We start from the raw sequence: 17,481 nt of genomic DNA on the forward strand, positions 1-17,481 counted from the left end.
CGACATCGACATGGTCGACTGGGCACAGGTCGCAAGCGACCTGGACGAACAGGGCCATGCGCTCATCCGGGCCCTGCTGACGCCCGAGCAGTGCCGCTCGATGGCCGCGCTCTACGCCGGGGCGGGTCCGTTTCGCAGCCGGGTCGTGATGGAGCGCCACGGCTTTGGACGCGGTGAGTACAAGTACTTCGACCATCCGATGCCGGGCCTGGTCGCGGGACTGCGCGAATCGGTCTACCCGCGGCTCGCGCCGATCGCCAACCGCTGGAACGAGGCCATGGGCGTCGATGTGCGCTATCCCCCGCAGCATGCCGAGTTCATCGCCCGCTGCCATGCGGCGGGGCAATGCAAGCCAACACCTCTGCTCCTGCAATACGGCCCCGGCGACTACAACTGCCTGCATCAGGATCTCTACGGCGAGCAGGTCTTTCCGTTGCAGATGGTGGTGTTGCTGTCCGAGCCGGAGCGCGATTTCTCCGGTGGAGAATTCGTCATGACCGAGCAGCGCCCGCGCATGCAGTCGCGGCCGATGGTGCTGCCGCTGCGGCAGGGCGACGCCGCGGTGATCGCGGTGCATCACCGCCCGGTGCAGGGCACGCGCGGCGCATACCGTGTCAACCTGCGCCACGGCGTGAGCCTCGTGAGGTCAGGCCGCCGGCACACGCTGGGCATCATCTTTCACGACGCCACCTGAATGACCCTGGACCTGTTCGAACCCGATGCGCCGTCGATGGAGCCGCTGGCGCCCGGCGCGGTCGTGCTGCGGCGCTTCGCGTGCCGGCACGATGCGGCCCTGCTCGCGGCCGTGCAGGCCGTGACCGCGCGGGCGCCGTTTCGCCATCTCGTGACCCCGGGCGGCTTCACGATGTCGGTCGCGATGAGCAACTGCGGTGCGCTGGGCTGGGTCAGCGATCGCACCGGCTACCGCTATGACCCGATCGATCCCGACAGCGGGCGGGCCTGGCCTTCGATGCCGGCCGCCTTTGCCGCGCTGGCGGCGCAGGCGGCCGCGGAGGCCGGCTTCGACGGCTTCGTGCCCGATGCCTGCCTCGTCAATCGCTACCTGCCCGGCACCCGCTTGTCGCTGCACCAGGACCGCGACGAGCGCGATCTGGGCCAGCCGATCGTCTCGGTGTCGCTCGGCCTTCCTGCGGTGTTCCAGTTCGGCGGCTCGACGCGCAGCGACAGGCCGCGGCGCGTGCCGCTCGCCCACGGCGACGTCGTGGTGTGGGGCGGGCCGGCCCGGCTCAATTTCCACGGCGTGCTGCCGCTGAAGGAGGGCGAGCACCCGATGCTCGGCGCCTCGCGCATCAACCTCACGTTTCGGAAAGCGGGTTGAACGCGCGGCGCGGCGGCAGCCGGCGCGTCTCGCCGATCGCGGTGACGAAGAATTCCTCTTCCGCCAGCCCTCTGAGCTCGCGCAGTTCCGCCAGCTTGCGCGGCGGTTCGTCCAGCGCCTCGTCGGTCAGCTGGAACACGCCCCAGTGGATGCCGAGCGAGCGCTTGGCGCCGAGGTCGGCGTGGATCCGCAAGGCTTCTCCCACATCCACGTGCTGATCGCGCATGAACCACCGCGGCGCATAGGCGCCGATCGGGATCAGCGCCAGATCGAAGCCGCCGCCCTGGGTCACGGTCTGCCGGTCGCTGAAGTGCTGGCGGATGTCGCCGAAGTCGCGCGAGTAGCCGGTGTCGCCCGTGAACAGCAGGTGGCAGTCGGGCGCCAGCACGGCGAAGCCGCCCCACAGCGTGGCCATGGCGTCGCGCGGGCTGCGCGAGGACCAGTGCTGGGCCGGCACTAGGGCCACCTCGACCGGGCCCCGCGGGCCTTCGAGGCGCTGGCGGTCCCACCAGTCGAGTTCGATCGAGCGCGTGATGCCGCGGGCGGCCAGCCAATCCTTGAGGCCCAGCGGCACGACGAACAGCGGCGGGCCGCCCGGCTGCCGGTTCAGTGCCACCACCGAGGCCGCGTCGAGGTGGTCGTAGTGGTTGTGCGAGACCAGCACCAGGTCGACGTGCGGCAGTTCGGCCAGCGCAAGGCCCGGGGCCGCATGGCGCCGCGGGCCGAGCAGCGGCAGCGGGGAGGCGCGCTGTGAAAACATCGGATCGGTCAGCAGGGTCAATCCGCCCATCTGGACCATCGCCGTCGCGTGGCCGATCCAGGTGACGGCCGGTTGCATCGCGGCACCAGCGAGTGCATTGGCAAGCAGCCAGTCCAGTTCGGGCGCGACGCGCGGCGTCGGTGCCCGCGGCGGCGGCGGCAGGCGCAGGCGCGCCGCCTCGCGGCGCCAGCGCAGCAGCTCCGACAGGCTCTTGGGCTCGAACTCGAGGTAGTTGTTCTGGAAGCCGTTGGGGCGGTGGTGCGACTTGTCGGGGTCGTGGTACGGGTTCATCGTGTGGCGCCGACGCTAGCCAGCGATCAATTTCTGCACCAGCTCGGCCGTGGTCGCCGCGGTGTACTTGCGCATCAGCCGGGCGCGGTGGATCTCGACCGTGCGGTGGCTGATCGCCAGCGCCCGGCCGATCTCCTTCGAGGTCAGCCCTTTCATCAGCTGCGCCGCGACCTCGCGCTCGCGCGGCGTCAGGTCGGCCTTGGCGGCTCGCCGCGAGCCCAGGTCCTCGAAGGTCCAGATGCCGGCCTCGTGCGGCGCCTCGCGGTTGAGCGCCTGGCCGCTCACGTGGCACCAGAAGGTTTCGCCCGCAAAGGCACCGTGCAGGCCGCCCAGGCGCTTCATCATTCGGTTGTCGGCATAGCGGCCGCTGGCGTTCAGAATCGGCTCCATGCGCTTGCCGATGCGCTCGAATTCGACGACGCTCGGGTACAGGACTCGAAACGACTGTCCGACCAGCGCGTCGCGCGTGGCACCGAACATCTCGCACAGACGCAGGTTGCAGTCGACGATGATCCGATGGCGCGACAGCACCATGCCGACCGGCGCCTGCTCGAAGGCGAGCCGGTAGTCGATGGCGGCGAGCGCGGTGTCGGGTGTGTCCATTACGAAATACTACGTATGCCAGTACGTAGTATCGTCCGGGTTCGGATTTCGACCCGATTCAACCCCATCCCCATCACCCAGCGAGGAACCATGGCGAACAAGATCTATCCCTCCGCCGACGCGGCGCTCAAGGGCGTCGTGGCCGACGGCCAGACCCTTGCCGTCGGCGGCTTCGGCCTGTGCGGCATCCCCGAGGCGCTGATCGACGCGCTGCACGACTCGGGCGTCAAGAACCTGACCTGCATCTCGAACAACGCCGGCGTCGACGGCTTCGGCCTCGGCAGGCTGCTCGAGACCCGGCAGATCAAGAAAATGGTCGCCAGCTACGTCGGCGAGAACAAGGAGTTCGAGCGCCAGTACCTGGCCGGCGAACTCGAGCTCGAATTCACGCCGCAGGGCACGCTGGCCGAGAAGCTGCGTGCCGGCGGCGCCGGCATCCCGGCCTTCTTCACCAAGACCGGCGTCGGCACCCAGGTCGCCGAAGGCAAGGAACTGCGCGAGTTCGACGGCGAGACCTACGTCATGGAACGCTCGCTGGTGCCCGACGTGGCGCTGGTCAAGGCCGACGTCGCCGACAAGTCCGGCAACCTGCGTTTCCGCCTGACGGCGCGCAACTTCAACCCGGCCGCCGCGATGGCCGGCAAGATCTGCATCGTCGAGGTCGAGAAGATCGTCGAGGTCGGCGAGCTGGCGCCCGACGACATCCACCTGCCGGGCATCTACGTGCACCGCATCGTGCTCAACGCCACGCCCGAGAAGCGCATCGAGAAGCGCACCGTGAGCGCCTCGGTCGATGCCGCCGCCGCCAAGGTCGAGGCCCAGGCCGCGATCGCGCAAGCGGCCGCGGGTGTCGAAGTCCCCGCGCCCATCAAGAACACCAAAGGAGCCTGACATGCCCTGGACCCAGGACCAGATGGCCGCACGCGCGGCCGAAGAACTCGAAGACGGCTTCTACGTCAACCTCGGCATCGGCATCCCGACCCTGGTCGCGAACTTCGTCGGCGACAAGGAAGTCTGGCTGCAGAGCGAGAACGGCATGCTCGGCATCGGCCCCTTTCCGACCGAAGACCAGGTCGACGCCGACCTGATCAACGCCGGCAAGCAGACCGTGACCACCTTGCCGGGCTCGGCCATCTTCGGCAGCCACGACAGCTTCGCGATGATCCGCGGCGGCAAGATCAACCTGTCGATCCTCGGCGCCATGCAGGTCAGCGAGAAGGGCGACCTCGCCAACTGGATGATCCCCGGCAAGATGGTCAAGGGCATGGGCGGTGCCATGGACCTGGTGGCCGGCGTCAAGCGCGTGATCATCCTGATGGAACACGTTGCTCGCAAGAAGGACGGCACCGAGGACCTCAAGATCCTCGAGAAGTGCAGCCTGCCGCTGACCGGGGTCGGCGTGGTCGACCGCATCATCACCGACCTGGCCGTGATGGACGTCACGCCCGAGGGCCTCAAGGTGGTCGAGCTCGCGCCCGGCGTGAGCTTCGACGCCCTCCAGGCCAAGACCGGCGCCAAGCTGCTGGCCTGAGGCCGCGAGCCGCTCAGGGCGTCGCCGCGGGCGCTGGCGGCGCTGCTGCCGCCACCGGCGGATTCGGCGGCAGCTGGTAGCTCCAGGTCTCGCTGATCGGCTGGTCGCCCTGCACCAGGGCGGCCCGCATCTCGACCGGCAGGGCCGGGTTCTTCACGCGCACCCGCAGCGACACGCGCCAGCCCTTGGTCGCCGGGTTGCGCTCGATGCCGACGTCGATCAGATCGGCGTTGTCGCCCACGCTGACCCGCGGCTTGACCTCGGTGCCGGGCGGCAGGCTGGCCAGCGCCGGGCCTTCGAAATCGATCAGGAAGGCGCTGTTGCCGTCGAGCTTGCGGATCAGGTTGGCCTGCAGCTGCTCGCTGTCGGTGTGGAAGGTCTGGCGGACCCAGGCGTTGGCGGCATCGTGCAGCGCCGGCTCGTCGGTGGTCCAGTGCATGCGGTAGGCGAACTGCAGCATCTGGCCGCGCCGGGTGGGCGCGTCAGGCGTCCAGAAGGCCACGATGTTGTCGTTGGTCTCGTCCGGCGTCGGGATTTCCATCAGCGTGACGCGACCCTTGCCCCATTGGCCCTGCGGCTCGATCCAGGCGCTCGGGCGCAGGTCGTATCGGTCCTTGAGGTCTTCGTAGCGCGAGAACTCGCGGCCGCGCTGCAGCAGGCCGAAGCCCTTCGGGTTCTCGATCTCGAACGAGCTGATCGCGAGCTGGCGCGGGTTGTTGAGCGGCCGCCAGATCCATTCGCCGCTGCCGGTGCGCAGCGCGAGGCCGTTCGAATCATGGATCGCGGGCCTGAAGCCGCGCTTGAGGTCCGACTGCTGGTTCGGCCCGTAGAGGAACATGCTGGTCAACGGCGCGATGCCGAGCGTCTTGATGTCGCCGCGCACGAAGATGTTGGCCTGCACGTCGACCACCGCGTCCTTGCCCCCGGGCGTCACGATGAACTGGTAGGCGCCGGTGGCGCGCGGCGAGTCGAGCAGCGCGTAGATCACCAGCTGGCGGTCCTGCGGCGCCGGCCGCTGGATCCAGAATTCGCGGAAGTTGGGAAACTCCTCGCCGCCCGGCGGCGCGGTGTCGATCGCCAGCCCGCGGCTCGACAGCCCGTACACCTGGCCCTTGCCGATCACGCGGAAATAGCTGGCGCCGAGGAAGCTCACGATCTCGTCGAGCTTGTCGGGCTGGTTGATCGGGTAGAGCACCCGGAAGCCGGCGTAGCCCAATGCCTGGGTCGCGCCGCGGTCGAAGGCGAGGCCGCCGAAGTCGAAGCGGTCGGGGTCGTACTTGATCTCCTGCACGCCGTCGGCGGTGATCTCGTTGATCCGCACGGCCGAATTGAACTGCATGCCCTGGTGGTAGAAGTTCAGCCGGAACGGCGTGTCCAGGTCCTTCCATTCGAAGCGGTCGGCGCGCGGCTGCATCTTCTGGTAGTCGGCGAACTGCATGTCGCTGAAAGCCGGCGGCAGGTTGTTCACCGGCGCCACGTAGGGCTTGTTCATCAGGGTGCGTGCCTGCGCCGTGACGTCGTCGAGCGAGAAGGCCTGGGCCTGGCAGGCCCAGAGCAGCAGGGCGGCGGAGGCCAGGGACAGCAGCGCGGGCTTCGGTCCCCGGCGGCGGGCGGCGTGAGCAATCATGAGAATCAACTTATGGAAACTTCCTGTCGTATCTCGGATCTGTCCGAGTCGACAAATATCGGCTTAGCTTAGCATCCAGGGCTAGACAAGCCTTCCCCCTCGAGAGAGGGGCCGTGCGCGAGACGCATCGCCGCACGCGGCGACGAATCCATGAAAGAGACTGAATGAAGATGTCGTTTGTGCTGGCCCTGGCGGCCGGACTGGCCAGCCCGCTGGCTTTCTCCCAGGCGCAGCCCGCCGCACCGAAAAGCAAAACGGCCTTGGTCGCCGACCTCATTTCAAGAATGACGCTGGACGAGAAGATCGGCCAGCTCCGCTTGATCAGCATCGGCCCCGAAATGCCGATCGCGCAGCTGGCCGACGAGATCGCGGCCGGCCGGGTCGGCGGCACCTTCAATTCGGTCAACCGCCCCGACAACCGCCGGCTGCAGGACGCGGCCATGAAGAGCCGGCTGAAGATCCCGATGTTCTACGCCTATGACGTGATCCACGGGCATCGCACCACCTTTCCGATCGGCCTCGGGCTGGCGTCGAGCTGGGACCTGGGCGCGGTCGACGTGATGGCGCGTACCGCTGCCCGCGAAGCCAGCGCCGACTCGATCGACATGACCTTCGCGCCGATGGTCGACATCGCGCGCGACCCGCGCTGGGGCCGCACCTCGGAGGGCTTCGGCGAAGACCCCTACCTGGTGTCCGAGATCGCCAAGGCCGCGGTCAAGGGCTTCCAGGGCGGCACCTTGCCAGTGCCCGCCGGCCGCATCATGACGGCCGTGAAGCACTTCGCGCTGTACGGCGCGGTGGAAGGCGGGCGCGACTACAACACGGTCGACATGAGTCCGATGCGGATGTACCAGGACTACCTGCCGCCGTACCGCGCCGCGATCGATGCCGGTTCCGGCGGCGTGATGGTGGCGCTCAACTCGATCAATGGCGTGCCCGCCACCTCCAACACCTGGCTGATGCAGGACCTGCTGCGCAAGGACTGGGGTTTCAAGGGTGTGGCGGTCAGCGACCACGGTGCCATCATCGAGCTGATCCGCCATGGCGTGGCCAGGGACGAGCGCGAGGCCGCCAAGCTCGCGATCAACAACGGCATCGACCTCAGCATGGCCGATTCGGTCTACCTGAAGGAGCTGCCGGGCCTGGTCAAGTCCGGCGAGGTGAGCATGAAGGCGATCGACAACGCGGTGCGCGAGGTGCTGGGCGCCAAGTACGACATGGGCCTGTTCCGCGACCCGTACCTGCGCATCGGCGTGGCCAAGGACGATCCGCCGGACCTCAATGCCGACAGCCGCCTGAGCCGTCCGGCCGCGCGCGAGGTGGCGCGCAAATCGATGGTGCTGCTCGAGAACCGCAACCGCACGCTGCCGCTGGCGCGCTCGGCCGCCGTCGCGCTGGTCGGCCCGCTGGCCGACGCGCCGATCGACATGCTCGGCAGCTGGTCGGCGGCGGGCTACTCGAAGAACGCGGTCACCTTGCGCGCGGGCCTGAATGCCGCGGTCGCGAAGGACGGCAAGGGCCGCGTGATCTATGCGCGCGGCGCCAACATCACCAACGACGAGGGCGTCGTCAAGTACCTCAACTTCCTCAACTGGGACACGCCCGAGGTGACGCAGGACCCACGCACGCCGGCCGAGATGATCGCCGAGGCGGTGAAGGCCGCGCAGCAGGCCGATGTGGTCGTGGCCGCGGTCGGCGAGGCGCGCGGCATGTCGCACGAGTCGTCGAGCCGCACCAGCCTGGACCTGCCGCAGAGCCAGCGCGACCTGATCACCGCGCTCAAGGCCACCGGCAAGCCGCTGGTGCTGGTGCTCATGAACGGCCGCCCGCTGGCGCTGGTGCGCGAGCAGCAGGAGGCCGACGCGATCCTCGAGACCTGGTACACCGGCACCGAGGGCGGCAACGCGATCGCCGACGTGCTCTACGGCGACTACAACCCGGCGGGCAAGCTGCCGATCTCGTTCCCGCGTTCGGTCGGGCAGATCCCGACCTACTACAACCATCCGCGGCTGGGCCGCCCCTTCACGGAAGGCAAGCCGGGCAACTACACCTCGCAGTACTACGAGGAGATCACCGGCCCGTTGTATCCCTTCGGCTATGGCCTGAGCTACACCGACTTCACGCTGTCGGACGTCACGCTGTCGAGCCCGACCATGGCGCGCAACGGCAAGGTCGAAGCGACCGTGACCGTCAAGAACACGGGCCAGCGCGCGGGCGAGACCGTGGTGCAGCTCTACATCCAGGACGTGGCCGCGTCGGTGGTCCGTCCGGTCAAGGAGCTGAGGGATTTCCGCAAAGTCATGCTGCAGCCCGGCGAGGAGCGCCAGGTGCGCTTCACGGTCGACGAGGACAAACTCAAGTTCTTCAATGCCCAGCTGCGCCGCGTGGCGGAGCCGGGCCGCTTCAACGTGCAGATCGGGTTCGACTCGCAGAGCGTGCGCGAGCAGGGATTCGAACTGCTGCAGTAACGATCCGATGAAAGGCCGCGCCATGAACGCCTTCGATGCCCTGCGCAGCATTTGGCTGCAGGCCGGTTTGCCCGAGGAGGCACTGGCCTCTGCGCAGCTTCCGGGCACCGACCCGGTGCTGCCTTCGTCTTTTGCGGTGGGCACCGCAGCCCAATGCAGCATCGCGGCGGCGGCACTGGCGGCCTGCGAACTCGGCCACCAGCGCGGCGCCGCGCGCCAGGCGGTGAGCGTCGACATGCGGCATGCGGCGCTCGAATGCACCGGGTGGTTCAGCCTCGACGGCCGGGTGCCCGAGCTCTGGGATGCCTTCTCGGGCCTTTATCGCAGCTCGGATGGCTGGGTGCGCATCCATGCCAACTTCGCTCACCATCGCGAAGGTGCGCTGCGGCTGCTGGGGCTGGACCCGCAGCGCGCGCAGCGCGCCGATGCCGAAGCCGCGATGCAGGGCTGGAAGGCGGTCGATTTCGAAGAGGCGGCGGCCGCGCGAGGCCTGGTCGCGACCGCGCTGCGGCGCTTCGAAGAGTGGGATGCGACCCCGCAGGGCAGGGCGCTGGCCGATCAGCCGCTGTTCACCATCGAGCGCATCGGCGATGCATCGCCACAGTCGCTGCCGCCGCTGGCGGACGACCAGCGCCCGCTGGCCGGCCTGCGCGTGCTCGACCTCACGCGCATCCTGGCCGGCCCGGTGGGCGGTCGCGCGCTGGCGGCCTATGGCGCCGACGTGATGCTGGTCAACTCGCCGAAGCTGCCGAACATTGAGGCCATCGCCGACACCAGCCGCGGCAAGCTGTCGGCGCATGTCGACCTCCAGACCGCCGAAGGCAAGGAGACGCTGGTGCGCCTGCTGGCCGACGCGCATGTGTTCGTGCAGGGCTATCGCCCCGGCGGGCTGGCGGCGCTCGGCTTCGGGCCTGAAGACACGTCGCGCATCCGGCCCGGCATCGTCCACGTCTCGCTCTCGGCCTACGGCACGCGCGGACCCTGGGCCGGGCGGCGCGGCTTCGATTCGCTGGTTCAGACGGCCATGGGCTTCAACCACGCCGAGGGCGAGGCCGCCGGCGACGGCAAGCCCCGGCCGCTGCCGATGCAGATCCTCGACGAGGCCACCGGCTACCTGATCGCGATGGGCGCGGCGGCGGCGCTGTGGCGCCAGCAGCGCGAGGGCGGCAGCTGGCACGTGCAGGTGTCGCTGGCGCAGACCGGGCGCTGGCTGCGCGGGTTGGGGCGGATCGAAGGCGGTCTCGGGGTGGCCGTGCCCGATCGGACGCCGTACCTGGAGACCTCGGCCTCGGGCTTCGGCGAGCTGTGCGGGTTGAGGCACAGCGCGCAGTTGGCGCGGACGCCAGCGGGGTGGTCGCGGCCTTCGGTGCCGCCGGGGAGCGATCCGGCGGTGTGGCCGGCGCAAGGCCGGTAGCGGCCGTCGTGCCTTGGCCTTGCGGCAAAATCCTGTACCCGCGGCAAAGCCGAACTTCAAGGACACAACACATGGGCGCGCAATGGAAAGCCAAGCACAAGGACCTGGCGGCCAACGCCAAGGGCCGGCTGTTCGGCAAGCTCGCGAAAGAAATCATGATCGCCGCCCGCAGCGGGGCCGATCCGGCGTCGAACGCGCGGCTGCGGCTGGTGGTCGAGCAGGCCCGCAAGGTCTCGATGCCCAAGGACACGCTCGAGCGTGCCATCAAGAAGGGTGCCGGCCTGACCGGCGAGTCGGTGCATTTCGATCACGTGATCTACGAAGGCTTCGCACCGCACCGGGTGCCGGTGATGGTCGAATGCCTGACCGACAACGTCAACCGCACCGCGCCCGAGATGCGGGTGCTGTTCCGCAAGGGGCAACTGGGCGCGTCCGGTTCGGTCGCCTGGGACTTCGACCACCTGGGGATGATCGAGGCCGAAGCCCGGCAGGCCGGTGCCGACCCTGAGCTCGCGGCCATCGAGGCCGGGGCCCAGGACTTCGAGCCGGGCGAGGAGGGCGTCACCGTGTTCCTGACCAGTCCGGCGGACCTCGACCTGGTCAGCCGCGCGCTGCCGGCCCAGGGCTTCACGGTGCTGTCGGCCAAGCTCGGCTACAAGGCCAAGAACCCGATCGATCCTGCGAGCCTGAGCGCCGAGCATCTCGAAGAGGTGGAGGCCTTCCTGGCCGCCATCGATGCGAACGACGACGTGCAGAACGTGTTCGTGGGGCTGGCGGGGTAGCTCGCGATTGTCGCCAGGCCTGGCGTACCGGCCCGGGCGTCATGCGAGAGGGGCGGGCCGACTGGGGTCGGCTGGTGGATACGCCGCCGCCGTCCCGCCAGGATGGGATCTCGCAGGCGCCGCCAGGCTGCGCTTCATCAGCCAGGGCACGCCCGGAATGCGCAGTCCCGTTGCGAACGCCACGTCCCGCCACACGCCTGCACCCTGCGCCTGGAAGCACGGGGTCAGCAATCGGCTCAAGGTCTGAAAACTCTGGGAACGCCGCAACCGTCGCGATGAAAACGCTTGCGTCGCTCCCATCGCCCCGTGCTGCGCCACGGCCTGGGCAAGCGCGAGGGCGTCTTCCACGGCGAGCGTCGTCCCCAGTCCGAGCTGAGGGCTCATGGCATGCGCCGCATCGCCGACCACGCACAGCGGGCCGGCGCCCATCGAGCGCGGCCACGTATGGCGATAGGTCGCGAACGCCAGATCGTCGTGATGGCGAATCTGGCTGACCACGGGCTCGGACTCGGGCCAGAGCGACAGCACATGCGCTCGCCATCCAGCCAGGTCGGCCGAGCGCCAGGCTGCGTAGCGGTCGCCGCGAATGCTCCAGAAGAAGGACAGCCGGACGGCGCTGCCCGAAAGCTCGGTCGGCAGAAGGCCCATCATCTCCGAGGTTCCCCGGAACCGCTGCAGAAGCACTCCGGAATCCTTCCAGGCCGGCACCCAGAACTGGCCCCAAAGGGCGCCCCACCGGTAGGCCTTGGAAGGGCCCGCAAGGCCGGCGCTTTCCCTCAAGCGGGAAGCTGCCCCATCCGCAATGGCGAACAGGTCGAAATCCGAGGCGCCGGCATTCGTCGTCGCTCTCGCACGCCCATCCACCACATCCAGTGACTCGACATGGCGAGCCAATGAGAAATGGACGCCGGCGGATCGGGCCGCCTCGTAGAGAACACGAGCAAGCAGGGCCCGGCTGACGGCGCGCGCGGGTGCATCTTCGTAGTCGATGTCGACCACGCGCCAGCCGCGGTGGCTGGTTCCAAGCAGTCGTCCGATGGGGACGCTGACCTCATCGAACTTGCGCCGCACGCCGAGTGCTTCGAGCGCGCGAAGTCCTTGCGGTTGGATGAGCAGCCCCGCGCCCAAGGGTTCAAGCGTCGGGTGCTTCTCGAAGACCTCGACCCGGTGGCCCAAGCCCGCCAGCGCGATGGAGGTCGCCAGACCGGCGGGCCCGGCACCGGCGATTCCGATGTTCAGTTTTCTTTGCAGTGGCTGCATGCGGAGGAGATGCGATGCGCCAGCATATCAGCAGCAGCTGAGAGAATCGACCCCGCATCGGGAAGCGTCCCCAGCAGCGACGATCCCGGCGAGGATGGAGGTTCCAACGATGCCAAGAGTCGCAATCATCGGGGCCGGGCCGGGCGGGTTGGTCGCTGCCCGCTACCTGCAATCCGAAGGCTTCGAGCCCGTGCTGTTCGAGCAGGCGCAAAGGCCTGGCGGCCAATGGAGCGGCGATCCGATCTGCAGCGGCGTATGGCCATCGATGCGCACCAACACCAGCCGCGTTCTCACCCAGTTCAGCGACCTGCCGCACGCGCCGGGTCTCGCGGTCTATCCGTCCAATCGCGAGATCGGCGACTACCTGCTGCGCTTTGCGGACCGATTCGACCTGTCCCGGCGAATACGACTGCGCACCAAGGTGCACGAGATTGCGCCCGTGCCTGGCGGCTGGGCCGTGCGCCACGATGCGCACGACGCAGAGATCTTTGACAGAGTCGTGGTCGCCTGTGGCCGCTTCCAGCACTCGCGCATTCCCGAGGTGCCGGGGCTGGCGTCTTTTTCGGGCAGCCATGGCGTGGCGCATACCTCTGCCTACAAGCATCCGGAGCGCTACCGCGGCAAGCGCGTGCTCGTCGCGGGCTGTGCCATCAGTGCCCTCGAGGTCGCCAGCGATCTCTGCATGCTCGGCGCGGCAAGGGTGGACCTGTGCCATCGTCGGCAGCGCTATGTGTTGCCGAAGCTGGTGGCGGGCGTGCCCTCGGACCATCGCGTGTTCACGCGCTTCCAGGCATTGGCGGAGGAGTCGCTGCCGCGCGGCGAATTCGGAGAAATGCTCAAGGGGCTGGTGCTGGCCTGGGGCGGTAGTCCCGAACAATTCGGCGCGCCGAAGCCGGCCGACAGCATCCTCGAAGCGGGTCTGACATTGAGCCAGCATTTCTTGCCTCTGGTCGCCGAGGGCCGGATCGAGGTGCGTCCCTGGTTCGACAGGGTCGAAGACACGCGTGTTCGCTTCAGGGACGGGTCCGCCGAGACCTACGACGGCATCGTTTTCGGCACCGGCTTCGAGCTGAAGATGCCCTTCCTCGGCGAGCCGACCCGCCGCATGCTGGGCCTTGACGCGCAACGGCTCGATCTCTTCCGCCACACCTTCCATCCGCAGCTGCCCGGACTCGCGTTCGTGGGCATCTGGGATCAGTCGGGCCCGATGTTTCCGCCGGTCGAGTTGCAGGCCCGTTGGATCGCCTACGTCTGGAGCGGCGCCATCGCAGCGCCCACACTTGAAGAAATGGAGATGGGCGTTGCCGAGTGCCGCGCGCGTGGCGTGCCGGAGAAAACCAAGATGAACCTGATGGCCTTGCTGTTTGCGCGCGCCGCGGGCGTGGAGCCCGATCCGCAGCGCTGGCCTCGGCTCGCGCGTGCCTTGTTGTTCGGGCCGTTGGCGCCGGTTTCGTTTCGCCTCGAAGGTCGCGATGCGTTGCCGGATGCGCCGGACCGGTTTGCCGAAGAGGCCAGGGCCTTCGGCTGCATGCAGTCTTCGCAGTTTCAGGAATTCGAATTGCAGCAGCTGCGGCGGCTGGCCTGCGGCGCGCAGTCTCCGCAGGCGGCGGCGTGGGCGCGGCCGTAATGTAAGTTGTGCCATCAGGTCCATTGAGAAAGCCGCAGGGGCCCGCCAGGCTTCAGCCCTCAGACCCCGGCGGCAACAAGACGTCCCGCTGAGCCTCCACCGTCGCGCGCAGGAAATCCCACACCGCCTTCATCCGCGCCAGGTGCCGCGTCTCCGCCGGCACCGATATCCAGAAGGTGCGCGTGAAGTTGGCTTCGGCCGGCAGCACGCGGCGCAGCGACTTGTCGCGCTCGGCGATGAAGGCCGGCAGCACCGCGATGCCGGCGCCGGCCGCCGTGGCCTGGTGCTGCGCCAGGATGCTGGTGCTGCGCAGCGCGAAGGAGTCGGGCTTGTACAGCTCGTCGAGGTATTGCAGTTCCTTGCTGAAGAGCAGGTCGTCGACGTAGCTGATGAAGGTATGGCCGCGCAGGTCGTCGCGGTTGCGGATCGGGGCGTGCTTCGACAGGTACGCCTTCGAGGCATAGAGCCGCAGCACGTAGTCGCTGAGCTTGGCGACGACCACCGGCCCGCGGGCCGGCCGTTCGAGCGAGATCACGATGTCGGCTTCGCGCCGCGACAGGTGCACCAGCCGCGGCATCGCGAGCAGGTCGATCACCAGCTTCGGATGCGCCTGCGCGAACAGCGCCAGCTGCGGCGCCAGCACCACGGTGCCGAAGCCCTCGGTGGCGCCGATCCGCACCAGTCCCGACAAGCCCTCCTGCGACGCCGGCGCCGACCGCTCGACCGTGTGGAAGGCTGCCTCCATCGCCTCGACCTGCGGCTGCAGCCGGCGGCCGGCCTCGGTCAGGCGGTGGCCGTCGGCTTCGCGCGAGAAGAGGGCGCCGCCGACCTGCTTCTCGAGCGCCTGGATGCGGCGCGCGACCGTCGTGTGGTCGACCGCCAGCCGCCGCGCCGCGCCGACCAGCGTGCCGGTGCGGGAAAGCTCGAGAAAAAAGCGCAGGTTGTCCCAGTCCATGATCTGCAATTATGCAGATCGATTTCTATTGCGATCGCAAAAGTGAAAAGCCGGGAACCGTCGCTGCAGACCCCCTTCGCGCAACTCCGATGTCGACCGATCAGGCTCGAGGGAACTGCTTTCGGTAGGCAGAAGGAGAAATCGAGAAGGCCGCGACGAAGTGCCGGCGCAGCGACACCGTCGAGCCAAAGCCGACGAGGTCGGCGATGCGCTCGATCGGTTTGTCGGTGGTCTCCAACAGGCGCTGCGCCGCGGACAACCGGTGGCTCAGCAGCCATTGCGTCACCGTGGTCCCCGTCTTCATCTTGAAGCGCCGGGTGAAGCTGCGCCGGCTCAGCCCCGATCTGGCCGCGAGTTGGTCAAGGCACAACGGTTGTTCCAGATGCGCGATGGCCCAGTCGAGCGTCTTGCCGAGCAGATCCCGGCCGTCTGCCTTCGGCAGCGGCTGTTCGATGTATTGCGCCTGATTGCCATGTCGGCAAGGCGCCACCACCAGGCGCCGGGCCACGTGATTCGCCACCTCGGCGCCGTGATCACGCCGCAGCAGGTGAAGGCAGCAGTCGATGGCGGCGGCCGTGCCCGCCGAGGTGAGGATGTCGTCATCGTCCAGGAAGAGGGCCTTCGGGTCCAGCTTGATCTTGGGGTATTTCTTCGCGAAGTCGCTGCCCCATACCCAGTGGGTCGATGCGGTGCGGCCATCCAGCAGGCCCGCTTCGGCGAGGACGAACGCGCCCAGGCAAAGGCCAACCATCCGTGCGCCGCGTTCGTGGGCTGCGCACAGGGCTTGCAACAGTGCTTCGGGCGGGCGTTCATCGGGGTCCCGCCACGCCGGCACGATCACGGTGTGGGCCTCCTGCAGCACCGACAGGTCGTGCGGCACATCGATATCGAAGCCTGACAGGGTCGATACCAACCCGGTCCTTTCGCCGCAAATCAGCAGTCGGTAACGGGGCACGCCCAGGCGCGCGAGGTTGTCGCCAAACACGATGCTGGGTACCGAAAGATGAAAGGCGCTGATGCCGTCGAAAGCGATCACGGCGACGGTATGTGTTTCTGTTGAATCCAAGGTGGTCATTGTTTTGGCCCGAATCGATCACTTGTTGTCTTCCAGCGTGCTTTCGGCAAACGGGCCGGTCCTGGAAGATCCACTTCCTGCCGCCAAGGCCAGGGAGAGCTGAGAAGAAGCCACGTCAACAACGAACACGAAACAACATCGAACACACTATGAATCATCCCACGATCCGCACCATGAGCGGCGCCACCGCGGCTCAGACCATCCATGCGTCCCGCAGCGCCTTGCTGGTCATCGATTTCCAGAACGAGTATTTCAGCGGCAGGATGCCGCTGCCGGACGGCGAGCGCGCATTGCGCAATGCCCAGCGCCTGATCGACCACGCCGATCAGGCGAAGATGCCGGTGTTCCATGTCCAGCATGTCACGCCGGCAGGGAGCCCGATCTTCGCGGAGGGCGGCGACGGCGTTCGATTTCACCGCGACCTGCAGCCCGCGACGCATCATGTGGTGCTGAAAAAGTCCTCGGTCAGCGTGTTCCCCACCACCGATCTCGACCGTCGTCTGCGCGCCGCCGGCATCGAAACCCTGATCATCGCCGGCCTGATGACCCATGCCTGCGTGGCCGGCGCTGCGCGCGACGCGGTGCCGCTGGGGTATTCGGTCATCGTCGTCGACGATGCCTGCGCCACGCGCGATCTGGACGGCAGCGATGGTGCGTCGTCAGGCGTGACTCATGCGAATCTGCATCGAGCGGCCCTGGCCTCCATCGACGACACCTTCGGCGACATCCTGACGACCGAGCAGGTACTGCGTCTGTCGCTGATCTGAGGGCGCGTTCATTTTGGAAGACATTGACTCCCACGATCTCGACATGGTGGCATTCGCTTCGGGTACTCGCGTGCGTGCACGCAACGCAGTTCTTGCGGTCGATACAGCCATGCAGAAAAACTACGCCTTGCTGGAATCAGCGCTGACATGGCATCTGAGCCAACGGCCTGCTCTCCAACGCGATCGAGACGATCCTTCGTTGCCCCTATGGACACAACCTCAAGCAAGGGACAGTGCCTTGAACTGCTTCTCCATGTTCCAACGCAAGTTCTTCGCGGTCTGCAACACCCTGCTACTCGGGCTCGCGCCGATGGTCTTCGGAGGGGCGATGGCCGCCGAGCCGCCGGCCAACAGCCATCCGACCATCCGCGCCATGCTCGGCGTGAAGCCGCTCGATCACCTCGACCCACGAACCACGGCGCTCGTAGTCATCGATTTTCAGAACGAATACTTCAACGGCCGCATGCCGATTCCCGACGGCGAGAAGGCACAGGCCAACGCCCAGCGCCTTTTGCGACTCGCCGACGCCGCGAAGATGCAGGTGTTCCAGGTCCAGCACATCGCGCCGGCAGGATCGGCGGTGTTCGCCGTGGACGGCGAGACGGTCAAGTTTCATCCTGGAATGGAGCCGCGTCCGCAGGACACCGTGCTGCAAAAGACCTCCGTCAGCGTGTTCGCCAGCACCGACCTGGATCGCCGGCTGAAAGAAGCCGGGATCAAGACGATCGTTGTCGCCGGGCTGATGACCCACGCCTGTATCGCTGCTGCCGCACGTGATGCAGTGCCGCTGGGCTACCAGGTGCTGGTGGCGTCCGATGCCGCGGCAACACGCGTCATTACCCGCAGGAATGGCGATGCCGTCGAAAGCGCCGAGTTGCACGCCGCCGCACTCGCCGAAATCGAAGACACCTTCGGCGACGTGATGACCACCGCAGAGATTCTTCGCTTGCCTCTGCGTTAGTTGGCGGTCGCAGGTTGTCCC

The 17,481-nt window shown here is 67.7% G+C and carries 16 protein-coding genes; 10 read left to right on the top strand and 6 right to left on the bottom strand.

Annotated elements, in window-relative coordinates:
• Positions 1–10 precede the first annotated feature (10 nt).
• Positions 11–694, top strand: a complete 684-nt coding sequence (locus QTI17_RS04550; protein WP_286532132.1) for a 2OG-Fe(II) oxygenase — start codon at positions 11–13, stop codon at positions 692–694.
• On the top strand, positions 695–1,339 hold the full coding sequence (alkB, locus tag QTI17_RS04555; RefSeq protein ID WP_286531436.1) for a DNA oxidative demethylase AlkB: 645 nt from the start codon (positions 695–697) through the stop codon (positions 1,337–1,339).
• Here the strand turns inward: alkB and QTI17_RS04560 are convergent.
• Together QTI17_RS04560 and QTI17_RS04565 are read right to left on the bottom strand one after the other, a co-directional pair.
• A complete protein-coding gene (locus QTI17_RS04560) occupies positions 1,317–2,390 on the bottom strand; it encodes an MBL fold metallo-hydrolase (protein ID WP_286531438.1) in 1,074 nt (357 codons plus the stop codon). The two genes, alkB and QTI17_RS04560, sit on opposite strands and share 23 nt — an antisense overlap.
• Positions 2,391–2,405: 15 nt before the next feature.
• Entirely contained in the window at positions 2,406–2,993 is a 588-nt protein-coding gene (locus tag QTI17_RS04565; RefSeq protein WP_286531440.1) for a LuxR C-terminal-related transcriptional regulator, read from the bottom strand.
• A 90-nt stretch (positions 2,994–3,083) separates the two neighbouring features.
• Here QTI17_RS04565 and QTI17_RS04570 point away from each other — a divergent pair, with 90 nt between their 5' ends.
• Both QTI17_RS04570 and QTI17_RS04575 read left to right on the top strand, forming a co-directional pair.
• Positions 3,084–3,884, top strand: a complete 801-nt coding sequence (locus QTI17_RS04570) for a CoA transferase subunit A (RefSeq protein WP_286522713.1) — start codon at positions 3,084–3,086, stop codon at positions 3,882–3,884.
• A 1-nt stretch (position 3,885) separates the two neighbouring features.
• The gene (locus QTI17_RS04575) at positions 3,886–4,524 is read left to right on the top strand and encodes a 3-oxoacid CoA-transferase subunit B (protein ID WP_286522712.1); all 639 of its coding nucleotides are present in this window, start codon (positions 3,886–3,888) and stop codon (positions 4,522–4,524) included.
• Positions 4,525–4,537: 13 nt separating this feature from the next.
• Here the strand turns inward: QTI17_RS04575 and QTI17_RS04580 are convergent, their stop codons facing one another.
• Complete coding sequence (locus QTI17_RS04580) at positions 4,538–6,151, bottom strand: glucan biosynthesis protein G (RefSeq protein WP_286531442.1); 1,614 nt, start codon at positions 6,149–6,151, stop codon at positions 4,538–4,540.
• A gap of 170 nt (positions 6,152–6,321) precedes the next feature.
• On the opposite strand from QTI17_RS04580, the gene bglX reads away from it, so the two are divergent.
• From bglX to QTI17_RS04595, 3 genes are all read left to right on the top strand, one after another.
• Entirely contained in the window at positions 6,322–8,619 is a 2,298-nt protein-coding gene (bglX, locus tag QTI17_RS04585) for a beta-glucosidase BglX (RefSeq protein WP_286532134.1), read from the top strand.
• Between the two features lie 22 nt (positions 8,620–8,641).
• Entirely contained in the window at positions 8,642–10,033 is a 1,392-nt protein-coding gene (locus tag QTI17_RS04590) for a CoA transferase (RefSeq protein ID WP_286531443.1), read from the top strand.
• A 71-nt stretch (positions 10,034–10,104) separates the two neighbouring features.
• Positions 10,105–10,815 carry a YebC/PmpR family DNA-binding transcriptional regulator gene (locus QTI17_RS04595; protein ID WP_286531444.1) on the top strand — a complete coding sequence of 237 codons (711 nt, stop codon included), beginning with the start codon at positions 10,105–10,107 and terminating at the stop codon, positions 10,813–10,815.
• A 39-nt stretch (positions 10,816–10,854) separates the two neighbouring features.
• Here the strand turns inward: QTI17_RS04595 and QTI17_RS04600 are convergent, their stop codons facing one another.
• Positions 10,855–12,075 carry an FAD-dependent oxidoreductase gene (locus QTI17_RS04600; RefSeq protein WP_286531446.1) on the bottom strand — a complete coding sequence of 407 codons (1,221 nt, stop codon included), beginning with the start codon at positions 12,073–12,075 and terminating at the stop codon, positions 10,855–10,857.
• Between the two features lie 109 nt (positions 12,076–12,184).
• Here QTI17_RS04600 and QTI17_RS04605 point away from each other — a divergent pair, with 109 nt between their 5' ends.
• Positions 12,185–13,702 (top strand): flavin-containing monooxygenase, encoded by a 1,518-nt coding sequence (locus QTI17_RS04605; RefSeq protein WP_286532137.1) that lies wholly within the window; start codon positions 12,185–12,187, stop codon positions 13,700–13,702.
• 52 nt (positions 13,703–13,754) lie between these two features.
• Here QTI17_RS04605 and QTI17_RS04610 read toward each other — a convergent pair whose 3' ends face one another.
• Together QTI17_RS04610 and QTI17_RS04615 are read right to left on the bottom strand one after the other, a co-directional pair.
• A complete protein-coding gene (locus QTI17_RS04610) occupies positions 13,755–14,657 on the bottom strand; it encodes a LysR family transcriptional regulator (protein ID WP_286531448.1) in 903 nt (300 codons plus the stop codon).
• Between the two features lie 100 nt (positions 14,658–14,757).
• Positions 14,758–15,723, bottom strand: a complete 966-nt coding sequence (locus QTI17_RS04615; protein WP_286531450.1) for a GlxA family transcriptional regulator — start codon at positions 15,721–15,723, stop codon at positions 14,758–14,760.
• Between the two features lie 158 nt (positions 15,724–15,881).
• On the opposite strand from QTI17_RS04615, the gene QTI17_RS04620 reads away from it, so the two are divergent.
• On the top strand, positions 15,882–16,499 hold the full coding sequence (locus tag QTI17_RS04620; RefSeq protein ID WP_286531453.1) for a cysteine hydrolase family protein: 618 nt from the start codon (positions 15,882–15,884) through the stop codon (positions 16,497–16,499).
• 310 nt (positions 16,500–16,809) lie between these two features.
• Positions 16,810–17,460, top strand: coding sequence for an isochorismatase family protein (locus QTI17_RS04625; protein ID WP_478140971.1), 651 nt, complete (start codon positions 16,810–16,812; stop codon positions 17,458–17,460).
• Positions 17,461–17,481: the final 21 nt, after the last annotated feature.

This window comes from Variovorax sp. J31P179 (genome assembly GCF_030316985.1).
In the GTDB taxonomy this organism is placed as follows: domain Bacteria; phylum Pseudomonadota; class Gammaproteobacteria; order Burkholderiales; family Burkholderiaceae_C; genus Variovorax; species Variovorax ginsengisoli_B.